Genomic DNA, 11,169 nt, shown 5'->3' on the forward strand with positions numbered 1-11,169 from the left:
GCGACTACCGACGAAACGCCTCGACTACCGACGAAAGTGGTGACGATGACCTTCAACGAGGGCGCTCGGATCGATGCGGGACGAGTCTCGGTCGGCGGCGGCGGAGGTGGCGGCGGCCGGGGCGGCAAGTTCGCCCTCGGCGGCGGCATGGGCGGACTGATCGTGCTCGTGCTCGCACTGCTGATGGGCGGCAACCCGGGCTCGGTGCTCGGCAGCCTGTCCGGCGCGGTCGACGGCCCGGCGCGGGTCGGCACCGGCGCGGCCAACACCCTGGAGGGCTGCGAGACCGGGGCCGATGCGAACCGGGACGTCAACTGCCGGGTCGCGTTCACCGCCGCGAGCCTGGACTCGGTGTGGGGCCAGCAGCTGAAGCCCCAGACCGGCACCAAGTACGTCGAGCCCGGGGTCATGCTGTTCTCCGGTGCGGTGAACACCGGCTGCGGCAACGCCACCAGCGACGTGGGCCCCTTCTACTGCCCCGCCGACTCCACCGCCTACTTCGACACCAGCTTCTTCCAGCTGCTGGTCGACCGGTTCGGTTCCAGCGGCGGCCCGCTGGCGCAGGAGTACGTGGTGGCGCACGAGGTGGGTCACCACATCCAGAACCAACTCGGCGACATCGGCCGCGCCCAGGCGGATCCGAAGGGCGCCCAGTCCGCGGCGGTGCGCACCGAACTGCAGGCCGACTGCTACGCGGGCATCTGGGCGCACTATGCGGACAAGCAGCCCGGCCCGGACGGCGGCGCACCCTTCCTGAAGCCGTTGACCGAGACGGACATCAAGGACGCGATGTCGGCGGCCTCCTCGGTGGGTGACGACCGGATCCAGCGGGCGTCGAGCGGCCGGGTCAACCCGGAGGGCTGGACGCACGGTTCCTCGGAGCAGCGCGTGAAGTGGTTCCTCACCGGCTACCGCACCGGCCGGGTCGCCGACTGCAACACCTACGCGGCCCGCGACCTGAACAACCCGCCCGCGCTGAAGCCGTAGCCACACGATCCCGCCGCCCACGCCCGAGGCGCGGCCGGCGGGACTCGTCGGACCGCCCGACTACCCGGCCGCGCCCTTCGTGCGATCGAGGCCCAGCGCGTCGGTCATGGTGAAGAACAGGTCGGTCTGGTCGGTCAGCCCGCTGACGTTCGCGGCGCGCGGACCGAAGGCCGCGATCTTCAGCTGCGCACCGGTGTGGCCCTCGGACTCGACCGACGGGTCCTCGGAGGTGCCGTAGCTCAGCGTCATCTCGGCGCCGTCCTTGGTGGCGAGCCGCCGGGTCAGGCCGGGGTAGACGATGTCGCGTGCCCGCTCGATCGGCAGGTTCTTGTCGGCGGCGATGGCCGCGATGTCGGCCTCGGTCATGTTGCCGACGATCTGGCTGGAGTGCGCGTGATCGGCGGTGACGATCACCAGGGTCTGCCCGTCCGCCTTCGCGAACGCCAGCGCCTTCTGCACCGCCTCGTCGAGATCGACCGTCTCACCGATCTGACCGCACGGGTTGGCGGCGTGATCCTGCTTGTCGATGGACGCGCCCTCGACCTGGAGGAAGAAGCCCTTCTCGTTGGGCGAGAGCAGGTCGATGGCCTTCTGGGTCATCGCGGCCAGGGTGGGCACCTCGGCCGTCCGCTTGGCGTTGTCGACGCAGGTCTCGGCGGGCTGCAGGTACCCGCCGCGGGTGGCGACCGAACCCTGCCAGCGGACCGGCATGTTGCCGTCGGCGAACAGTCCGAGCACCGGAGAGTCCTGGTCTGCCTTCTCGATCTTCGCGAGTTCCGTTGCGGTGGAGACCGTCTGGTAGCCCCGCACCTTCGCCTGCTCGGCCAGCGTCCGACCCTGCCACTCGCCTGCCTTCGCGGTCTCGCCGAAGGACTTCGCCCCGCCGCCGAGGGTGACGTCGGCGCGAGTGCCGAGGATCTGCTCGCTGATCGAGCCCCTGCCGCCGTTCTCGAGCGCGTTCTCCGGGCAGGACTTGCTGGTGACCTCGGGTCCGTAACACTTGCGGCTGCTCACGTGGGAAGCGAGCACCGCCGGTGTCGCGTCCTGGATCTCGGCGGTCGAGACGTTGCCGGTGGCCTTGCCCGCGGCCTTCGCGAGCTCGAGGACGGTGTCCTGGGCGGCGCCGGTGATGTCGACCGAGACCGCGCCGTTGTAGGTCTTCGTGCCCGAGGCCCACGCGGTTCCGCTGGACGCGGAGTCCGCGACGTAGTCCGGCTTGCCGTCCCTGGTCAACGCGTAGTGCGTGTACTGACCGGTGATCGGCAGCGCGTCCAGGCCGGCGAAGCTGCCCCCCGCGCCCTCGGCGTAGTCGCGGGCGGCGGTGATCTCGGAGTCCCCCATGCCGTCACCGATGAGCAGGATGACGTTCTTGGCGCCGGACGAGTTGATCGCGTCCTTCAACGCCTGCGACTGCTCCGAGTCGAGGCGGCGGGCGCCGCCGTTGCTCGTCACGTTGCCCGCGGCAGCGCGAGTGACCGTGTCGCCGTTGGACTTCGACGAGTCATCGGATCCACTGCTGCAACCGGCGGCCGCCAGCGCGGTCACCGCGAGCGCTGCCGCCAGGAACCGGCGGGAATTTGTCGACGAGGCCATCGGATTACGACTCCTTTGATTGAACGAGAGGTTCGGATGCGCCGAATGGTCTGCCATCCCCGTGAACGACAGGCAACCGGCCGGCTTCCGACGGGCGTCTGCTGGGCGAGCACCTGGGTCGGACCGAATGCAGGGAGGTGACCATCGGCCCTACCGCAGCCGCTGACGTCGCGCGAGACTGGATGAGCAGCCCGACGAGGCAGGGCTGACCAGCCGCGAGGAGGCAGACATGGACACCACCGCTCCCGATGCCGGCGTGGTTCGGATCGCGGTCGATCTGGCGTGCCGTGCACCCTCCGTACACAACAGTCAACCGTGGCGCTGGCTGTACACCGACGGCCGGCTCGACCTGCACGGAGACCGGACGCGGTTGCTCGCCTCGACCGATCCATCCGGACGACAACTCATGATCAGCTGCGGGGCAGCCCTCGGCCACCTTCGAGTCGCACTCACATCGTTGCGCTGGCGCACGAGCATCGAGCTGCTGCCCGAGGCGGCCCTGCCGAACCTGGTGGCAGCCATCCGGTTCCACCGGGACGCCGAGCCCCGCTCGCACGACTTCGACCTCGTCACGGCAATCAAGCACCGACGGACCGACCGCCGGCCCTTCGCGCCGCCGGCGCGAGCACCGGGCCTGTTCGACGCCCTACGGGAAGCCGCCGACAGGCACGGCGCAACGCTGACGGTGCTGCCGCCCGACGCAGAACCCGAACTGGCGGCGGCCTCGAACGCCAGCGCGGCGAGCCGCAAGTACGACTCGTCGTACCAGGCCGAACTCCACTGGTGGGCGGGCCATTCGTTCCCGTTCGAGGGGATACCGGCGAATGCCCTCGCCACCGAGCTCGACAGTTCCCGGGTCGGCGTCGGACGAGAGTTCCCGACCCCGGCCCGGAACGGTCCGGAACCGACCCTCCCCCTGGACGCGGCCACCGTGCTGGTGATCAGCACCACGACCGACCTCCCCACCGACTGGGCGCGCTGCGGTGAGGCGTTGTCGGCCGTCCTGCTGGAGGCAACCGCCCTCGGCAACGCCACCTGTCCCCTGACCCATCTCACCGAGGTCGAGCGGAGCCGCGAGATGATCCGCGAGCTCGCGCCGGACGCCGGCTATCCGCAGATCCTCGTCCGGGTCGGGACCGCGCTCGATCCGGTCCCGCTGCGCGCGACGCCGCGCCGTCCGACTACCGAGGTCCTCAGGCTGGGGTGAGGGCCCCGCGCCGACCCGACCTCAGAACAGCGTGAGTGCGGGCGCGGCACCGGCCCCGACCAGCTCGCGTCCGGAGGCGCGGACCGGCTCCTGCCGGTGCGCAGCACTGCCACCGAGGCCGTACTTCTCGACCAGCGGCGTCACCCGGCCGCGCAGCCACAGCTTGTACTCGGGTGTCACGTAGGCGCCGCGACCGTAGAGCTGCCGGTACCGGCGGATCAGTGCGGGGTGCTCCTCGGCGAGCCAGTTGAGGAACCAGCCGCGGGTACTGCCGCGCAGGTGCATCGGGAACACCGTCACCGCCGTCGCGCCCGCCTCGGCGATCGCACCCAGGAGTTCGTCGAGGTGTCGCGTCGAGTCGGTCAGGTACGGAATCACCGGCGCGACCATCACATTGCAGTCGAAGCCTGCGTCGGTGACCGCGCGGATCAGTTCGAGCCGAGCCCGTGGCGACGGCGTGCCCGGTTCGATCGCCTTCTGCAGGTCGGCGTCGTGAATCGCCAGCGACACCCCGATCCCGACGTCGACCTGACGGGCGGCCAGGGTCAGCAGCGGCAGGTCGCGGCGGAGCAGCGTGCCCTTGGTGAGGATGGAGAACGGCGTGCCGGACTCCGCGAGGGCGCCGATGATCCCGGGCATCAGGCGGTACCGCCCCTCGGCCCGCTGGTACGGGTCGGTGTTGGTGCCGAGTGCGACCGTGTCGCGTTTCCACGACCGCCTCGCCAGTTCCCGGCGCAGCACCGCCGCGACATTGGTCTTCACCACGACCTGACTGTCGAAGTCGCGACCCGCGTCCAGCTCGAGGTACTCGTGCGTCGGACGTGCGAAGCAGTAGCGGCAGGCGTGCGAGCAGCCGCGAAAAGCGTTGACGGTGAACCGGAACGGCAGCGCCGACTCCTCCGGGACCTTGTTCAGCGCCGACTTGCACAGCACCTCGTGGAAGGTGATCCCCTCGAACTCGGGGGTCTGTACGCTGCGTACGAGGCCGGCGCGCGCCAGACCGGGGAGAGCGCCGTCGTCGAGCTGGGACTGCACGGCGTCGAGAGTCTGCCCCTGCCATCGCATGCAGAGAGTCGAACACTTGTTCTACGTTTAGTCAAGCCTGCGAGCCGCCGACGTCCCCGACACCGACCCCGCGCCTCGCTACACTCCGCCGATGCGCCAACGCCGCTCCACCTGTCGAACGGTCGCCACTCGCCTCGCCACCCTCACTGCTCTCACCACCGCGTCGTTGCTCGCGGCGAGTGCGCTCACGCCGACCGTCGCGGCCGCCGCAGTCCCGACGTCGGCCTGCGGCACCGCCCTGACGAGCACCGACATCGCCACCGTCGCGCACCTGTCGGACACCGGCACGATCACCGCCGCCGACCCGATGGCCCGACTCGAGGACGAGGTCGGCCGCCAGCAGCAGATCGCGCAGATCCTCGTCGCACACCGGGACCGGCGCGGACTGTTCGGTATCGGCCTGGACGCCGTCGTGCAGGCCGCCGTGATGCCGCTGCAACGCTCCCCCGCCTCGTTCGGCACGCCCGCGTGGGCGCACGCGATCAGCACCGACCTGCTGCGCCGCTACCTGGCCAACCTGCACGCCGAATTCACCGGCGCGCCAGTCGAACCCGCCTGGCAGCGCTACTTCGGGCTCGCCTACGACTGCGCCCAGTCGCCGGCGCGGGTGGCGATGACCGGGTACAACGCGCATCTCACCGTCGACCTGGCGCGATCCGTCGCCGCCACCGGGACCGCCACCGAGAACGTGCCCGACTTCTACAAGATCGTCGACTCCATCGCCACCGACGGCGACGCCATCGTCACCCGGACCAAGGCGGTCTACGGCGCCGACCTCGGACCGTTGTGGCGCTTCTACTTCCTGGGCGAAGGACTCGACCGGCTCGCGGGCGCGGGCGTGGCCTCCGAACTGCTGTTGCGGGCCGCCGACAGCGGATACAACACCCTGACGCTGGCCAACGGCTTCGCGCTGCAGAATCCGCAGACCGCACCCGGGGCGGCGGCGGAGATGGACGCCCTGTGGTCCACCGCGGACGGTGCCGTCGAAGTTCTGGCGAGGCTGGGCGGGCTCTGAGACAATTCGAGTCATGACCTCGGCGGTTGATCCGAAGGTTCCGCACACGAGCACCGACGTCCTGATCGTCGGCGCCGGTCCGGTCGGACTGACGCTCGCCCTCGAACTCCGCCGCCGCGACATCGACGTCATCGTCGTCGACCGACTCGCCGAACGGGCGCCCTACGCGAAGGCGGTCGGGATCCAGCCCCGCACGCTCGAGCTGTGGGATGCCATGGGCGTGGTCCGGCCCGCCCTCGACGCGGCCACCGTCATGCGCGGACAACTCGTGTACGTCAACGGTGTCCGGACCGCGAGGGTGGAGCTGTCACTGCCGAGCCAGGTGCCGTACCGCTTCGCGGCCCTGCCCCAGTACGAGACCGAACGGGTCCTCGCGGAGGCCCTCGCACGGCGCGGCATCTGCCCGCGCCGCGGCATCGAGTTCGCGGAGTTCGACCAGCACGACGACCACGTGGTCTCCGCCGTCCGCGGGCCGCAGGGTCGCGCGACGATCGCCTCGCGCTACCTGGTCGGCTGCGACGGCGCGCACAGCGCGGTCCGCAAGGGTCTCGGTGTCGGGTTCGAGGGCGACGCCTTCCCGGAGGAGTACATGCTCGCCGACGTCGAGCTGGACTGGAGCATGCCGACCGGGTTCGGGGTGCGCTCGATGCACCAGAGCGACGGCGTCACCGACGACCTACTGGTCTGCATCCCGCTGCCGGGCGATCGCCGCTACCGGATCTCGATGCTCGTGCCCGACGAACTCGCCAGCGCACCAGCCGGTTCCGGCGAGGTCGCGCACGGACTCGAGGGCGGGCGAGCGCCGGAACTGCGACATGTGCAGGCCGTCCTGGACCGGCTCTCGCCGCAGCCGACCACCGCGCACACGATGCGCTGGTCGTCGGTGTTCCGGATCAGCCACCGGCTGGCGCCGCGCTACGGCGTGCGGCGGGTGTTCCTCGCCGGCGACGCCGCGCACATCCATCCCCCGACGGGTGCGCAGGGCATGAACACCGGCATCCAGGACGCCGTCAACCTGGGCTGGAAGCTGGCGCTGGCCGTGCGCGGACGCGCCGCGGACGGACTGCTCGACAGCTATCACCTCGAGCGCCATCCGGTGGGCGAGGAGGTGGTCGGGCGCACCGTGCGGCACGCCCGCGCCGGCGGAGTCGGCGTCGACGAGGCCGATCCCCAAGGCGCAATGGCCCGCGAGGCCCAGCTGCTGGTGGCGTACCCGGACAGCCCGCTCGTCGGGGAGACAGTCTCCTTCGGCCACTCCGACGGCGGGCCCCGGCCCGGCGAAAGGGCCCCGGACGCAACCGGACTCGCCCAGGACACCGCCGCCTTCGGAACGCGGCTGCACGAGCTGTTGCGCCACCCCGGGCACACGCTGCTGCTGTGGGCTCAGGACGAGGCGGCGTGGGCGCGGCAACGCGACCTCGCCGCGGCGGTCGAGGCGCGGTTCGGCCCGCAGGTGCGCAGCTACGTCCTGGTGGCGGCCGGTGTGCCGGACGCATCGGGAATCACCCTGCGCGACAACGCCGGGCACTTCGCCGCCGAGTACCTGCCGCACGACCTCGCCGGGTACCTGATCCGGCCCGACGGCTACCTCGGCTACCGCAGCGACACGATCACCGTCGACGGTCTCGCCGAACACCTGGCGGGAATCGTGCGTCCGCGGCCCTGAGCGATCCCCGCGGACAGGCCATGGCGTGCACTAGTTTCGAGCCATGGACACCGCCTCGCTCGTACTCGACTGTCCGCGCGGCAGGTTCTTCTGCGCGATCGTCGGCTATCGCTGCAGCGACGACGAGCGAGCCGCCGGTCATTACCGCCCGCGCTCGACCGGCGAGGTCCTCGATGTCCTCGGGGCCGTCGACGTCCACGCGATTGCCCGGTTGCCGGAGCGCGATCTGCTCGACGCGCTGGCCCTGGCCGTGGACTTCGCACGCTACTGGCAGCCACCGGACGAGGAAGACATCGTGTTCGCCCGCCCCGAAATCGTCGCGGTCCTGCGGCCGATCGCCGAGGCAGCCTCGGCCGCGCCACACACCAGGTGGTGGACCGAGCCGATCGATCTCGGCCACCAGCGACTGGTGGAAAAGTTCAACTCCCTGTGGGGCTGGTCTGAATTGCCACTGCGGATCGGCCGAGTTGACGACGGACTGGAACGGTGGCGAGAGCACGTCATGGTCGACGAGGCGCGGTTCCGGAAGGATCTGATCGCCGATCCGGGCACAGAGTGCGGCGGCAAATGGTGGTCTACCCCGGTGGCTGACGGGACGGTGATGACGACCCGGGCGCGGGACGGCCTCGGCGCCCTCGAGCTGTGGCTCGAAGAGGATTCGATGGGCGGGGACCACGCCCGCGTCTGGCCGGTGCGGGTGCAGGGCTCTCCCCGCGTCTACGAGATCACCTCGCCCGCGGACTGGGCGCACCTGGTCGACAACTATCCGCTTCCGGTCCCGGCGTCACGTCGATCCGTCTGGTACGACACCACCGGTGAGCACCACGACTGGTTCATCCCGGACTGGCTCGCCGTGTCCGCCGACTACGACGCCGTCCACCTGACGATGCGCGGCTACCTCACGACACCCGGCATCGCGATCCCGCTCACCGCCAACCCCGGTGCCACCGTGCTCGCCGGCTGGAACCCGGACGCCACCTTCTGGCTCCGTGGCGACCACATCACCGTCGACGGTGACCCGGTCGAGTGGCGTCGCACGCAGGACGATCCCTGGGCGGTCACGGTCTAGCCGTCGACGATGCCCTGCACCAGCGCGCCGTACCGCTCGATCAACTCCTCGCTGGCGATCAGGTTCGACCCGAGCAGACCCATCGTGCGGGTGCCGCCCGCGAGCCCGAACAGTGCGGCGAGGACGAGGTGCGACTTGAGCTTGTCTGCCGAGGTGTCGCCGATCCGTTCCGCGATGGCGGCCACGTAGCGGCTCTCGTAGTCCGCCCGCGCCGCCTCCCGATCCTCGGACTCGTGGATGAGCAGCAGCGCCGTGACGAACGGGTCGGGCGCGTCGGCGTCGCGCCGTTCGACGAGGCGGCGCACCAGGCCGTACCCTGCCGACTCCTGCACCTCGGCGGCCTCGGCCAGATGGGGTTCGGACGGATCCGCGGCGGCGAGGAGGCCGGCCTTGCTGCCCATCAGCTTCATCACCATCGCGGGCGAGCACCCGGCCCGGACGGCGACGTCCTTGATGGTCGTGGCGGTGTAGCCGCGACGGGCGAACAGTTCGCGCGCCGCCTCGATCACCGCGTCGCGCGTGGTCGTGCCGCTCACGGCGTTCGCACCGACTCTCGGTCGTCGGTCAGGTCGAGGTCGATGACCGCGGACTGCGCCAGCACCACGATCTGTCGGGTGACGGTGCGCCGCTGCCACCGGTCGAGCACGGTGAGCAGGTAGCGGCCGGTGGCCGGGAGCGCGAACTGGTAGCGACCGTCGTCGTCGCAGCGCGCGGACGCGACGAACTCGCCGGTGGCCCGCACCAGGGTCACCAGCGCCGCCTCCGCCGGCAGCCCCGCCTCGGTCACGCGTCCGCCGAGGCGGAGCCGCTCGGCGAGCACCACGCACTGCCGGGTGTGCGAATCGTCGAAGTGCAGCACCTGCGACTGCGGCGCCCACCCGTCCGCACTGGTGACCACCAGGTACGGCCCCGGCCCCGGCAGCACCACGGAGAACTCGCCGGTGTTGTCGGCCCGGCTCCAGTCGACCGACTCGCCGGTCGTGCGCAGCACGGTGACGACCGCCTGCCGGATCGGCCGCAGATCGGCGTGCAGCACCGTCCCCGTGACGACGAGTTCCTCCGGCACGTGCGCCTTCTCGACCTCGGCCACGTCCGGGGCCGGCACCGCTGTCGGCACCAACGGCCGGCGCGGGATGAACGCCGCGACGAGCGCGGACGCGGCCCCCGCGACGGCGGCCATCGCGAAGATGATCTTGAAGGCGCCGAGCGAGGGGAAGACGTGGCCGGCCACCTCGACGGTGACCGCGGTGAGGACCGCGGAGATGACGGCACTGGACACCGAGGTGCCCACCGACCGCAGCAGTGCGTTGAGACCGTTCGCGGAGGCGGTCTCGGTGATCGGCACCGACCCCATGATCAGCATCGGCATCGACGCGTAGGCGATGGCGGTGCCGGTGGTCACCAGCATCGCGCCCGCCACGATCATCGGGACCGAGCCGGTGAGGAAGATGCGCAGCGTGTACGCGGCGGCGAGGACCAGCGCGCCGAGGATCAGGGTGCGTTTCGCACCGACGCGTCCCATCAGTCGTCCCGCGATCGGCGCGACGACGACCATCATCAGCCCGGCGGGCATCATGCACAGGCCGGCGGCCAGCACCGTCAGGCCGTGCCCGTAACCGGTGGCCGTGCTCATCTCGAGCTGCTGGGTGGTGGAGAGCATGTTGGCGTACATGGAGATTCCGACCAGCAGGGCGCTGATGTTGGTCAGCAGCACCGGCCGTCGAGCGGAGGTCCTCAGGTCGACCATCGGCTGGTTTACCCGCAGTTCGTACGGGAACCAGACGGCGAAGGCGACCAGCGAGACCACCAGCGCGAGGATGGTCGGCTCGCTCCCCCACCCCCAGGTGCCGCCCTTGGAGATGCCCAGCAGCAGCGCGGTCAGCGCCACCGACAGCAACACCGCACCGCCGACGTCGAAGCGGCCGGGGGTACGCACCGGCGACTCCGGCACCACCGCGAGCACCGCGATCAGCAGCAGCAGTCCGGCGAGCCCGGACAGCCAGAAGATGGCCTCCCAGCCGAAGTGCTGGTACACCAGGCCGGACAGCGGCAGACCGAGCGCGGAGCCGATGCCGAGCGTCGCGCTCATCATCGCGGTCGCGCCCGCGACCTTCCCCTTGGGCAGTTCGTCGCGCAGGATGCCGATGCCGACGGGCACCAGCGAGGACGCCAACCCCTGCAGGCCGCGGCCGACGAGCATCGCCGGGAAGGTGGCCCCCACCGCCGCGATCACCGAGCCGAGCACCATCGTCAGCAGGGCCACGACCATCATCCGGCGCTTGCCGAACATGTCCGCCAGCCGGGACACGATCGGCGTCGCCACCGCCGCGGTCAGCAGCGTGACGGTGACCAGCCAGGACGCGCTGGCGTAGTCGATGTCGAGGATGGCGGGAAAGTCCGACAGCAGCGGAATGATCAGCGTCTGCTGCAGCGCGACGACCGTGCCGGACATGCACAGCACGGCGACGAGCACCGAGCTCGGTACCCGACGGGTCGCGGTCGACGGCTTCGAATGAGTCGACAAGGGCACTCCAGAGGACAGGTGGTGAATGGGCGTTCACCGTCGA

At 70.7% G+C, this 11,169-nt stretch carries 9 protein-coding genes; 5 read left to right on the plus strand and 4 right to left on the minus strand.

Annotated features, from left to right (window positions below; all coding sequences use genetic code 11):
* The first annotated feature begins 45 nt into the window (after positions 1-45).
* Positions 46-987 (plus strand): neutral zinc metallopeptidase, encoded by a 942-nt coding sequence (locus tag ACFVH2_RS15310; RefSeq protein WP_378423802.1) that lies wholly within the window; start codon positions 46-48, stop codon positions 985-987.
* A 60-nt stretch (positions 988-1,047) separates the two neighbouring features.
* Here the strand turns inward: ACFVH2_RS15310 and phoA are convergent, their stop codons facing one another.
* Positions 1,048-2,580, minus strand: coding sequence for an alkaline phosphatase (phoA, locus tag ACFVH2_RS15315; protein ID WP_378423804.1), 1,533 nt, complete (start codon positions 2,578-2,580; stop codon positions 1,048-1,050).
* A 229-nt stretch (positions 2,581-2,809) separates the two neighbouring features.
* On the opposite strand from phoA, the gene ACFVH2_RS15320 reads away from it, so the two are divergent.
* On the plus strand, positions 2,810-3,787 hold the full coding sequence (locus ACFVH2_RS15320; protein ID WP_378423806.1) for an Acg family FMN-binding oxidoreductase: 978 nt from the start codon (positions 2,810-2,812) through the stop codon (positions 3,785-3,787).
* Between the two features lie 21 nt (positions 3,788-3,808).
* On the opposite strand, the gene ACFVH2_RS15325 is transcribed toward ACFVH2_RS15320, so the two are convergent.
* Positions 3,809-4,852 carry an Rv2578c family radical SAM protein gene (locus ACFVH2_RS15325; RefSeq protein WP_378423808.1) on the minus strand — a complete coding sequence of 348 codons (1,044 nt, stop codon included), beginning with the start codon at positions 4,850-4,852 and terminating at the stop codon, positions 3,809-3,811.
* Positions 4,853-4,943: 91 nt separating this feature from the next.
* Here ACFVH2_RS15325 and ACFVH2_RS15330 point away from each other — a divergent pair, with 91 nt between their 5' ends.
* The 3 genes from ACFVH2_RS15330 to ACFVH2_RS15340 are packed head-to-tail and all read left to right on the plus strand — an operon-like array spanning position 4,944 to position 8,602.
* The gene (locus ACFVH2_RS15330) at positions 4,944-5,867 is read left to right on the plus strand and encodes a DUF5995 family protein (protein ID WP_378423810.1); all 924 of its coding nucleotides are present in this window, start codon (positions 4,944-4,946) and stop codon (positions 5,865-5,867) included.
* Between the two features lie 13 nt (positions 5,868-5,880).
* A complete protein-coding gene (locus ACFVH2_RS15335) occupies positions 5,881-7,533 on the plus strand; it encodes an FAD-dependent monooxygenase (RefSeq protein ID WP_378423812.1) in 1,653 nt (550 codons plus the stop codon).
* Positions 7,534-7,576: 43 nt separating this feature from the next.
* On the plus strand, positions 7,577-8,602 hold the full coding sequence (locus ACFVH2_RS15340; protein WP_378423814.1) for a hypothetical protein: 1,026 nt from the start codon (positions 7,577-7,579) through the stop codon (positions 8,600-8,602).
* On the opposite strand, the gene ACFVH2_RS15345 is transcribed toward ACFVH2_RS15340, so the two are convergent.
* Positions 8,599-9,138, minus strand: a complete 540-nt coding sequence (locus tag ACFVH2_RS15345; protein WP_378423816.1) for a TetR family transcriptional regulator — start codon at positions 9,136-9,138, stop codon at positions 8,599-8,601. The genes ACFVH2_RS15340 and ACFVH2_RS15345 overlap by 4 nt on opposite strands.
* Positions 9,135-11,126, minus strand: coding sequence for an MFS transporter (locus ACFVH2_RS15350; protein WP_378423820.1), 1,992 nt, complete (start codon positions 11,124-11,126; stop codon positions 9,135-9,137). The genes ACFVH2_RS15345 and ACFVH2_RS15350 overlap by 4 nt, the downstream gene beginning before the upstream one ends.
* Between the last annotated feature and the right edge of the window lie 43 nt (positions 11,127-11,169).

It is taken from the genome of Rhodococcus sp. NPDC127527 (genome assembly GCF_042672245.1).
In the GTDB taxonomy this organism is placed as follows: domain Bacteria; phylum Actinomycetota; class Actinomycetes; order Mycobacteriales; family Mycobacteriaceae; genus Rhodococcus_G.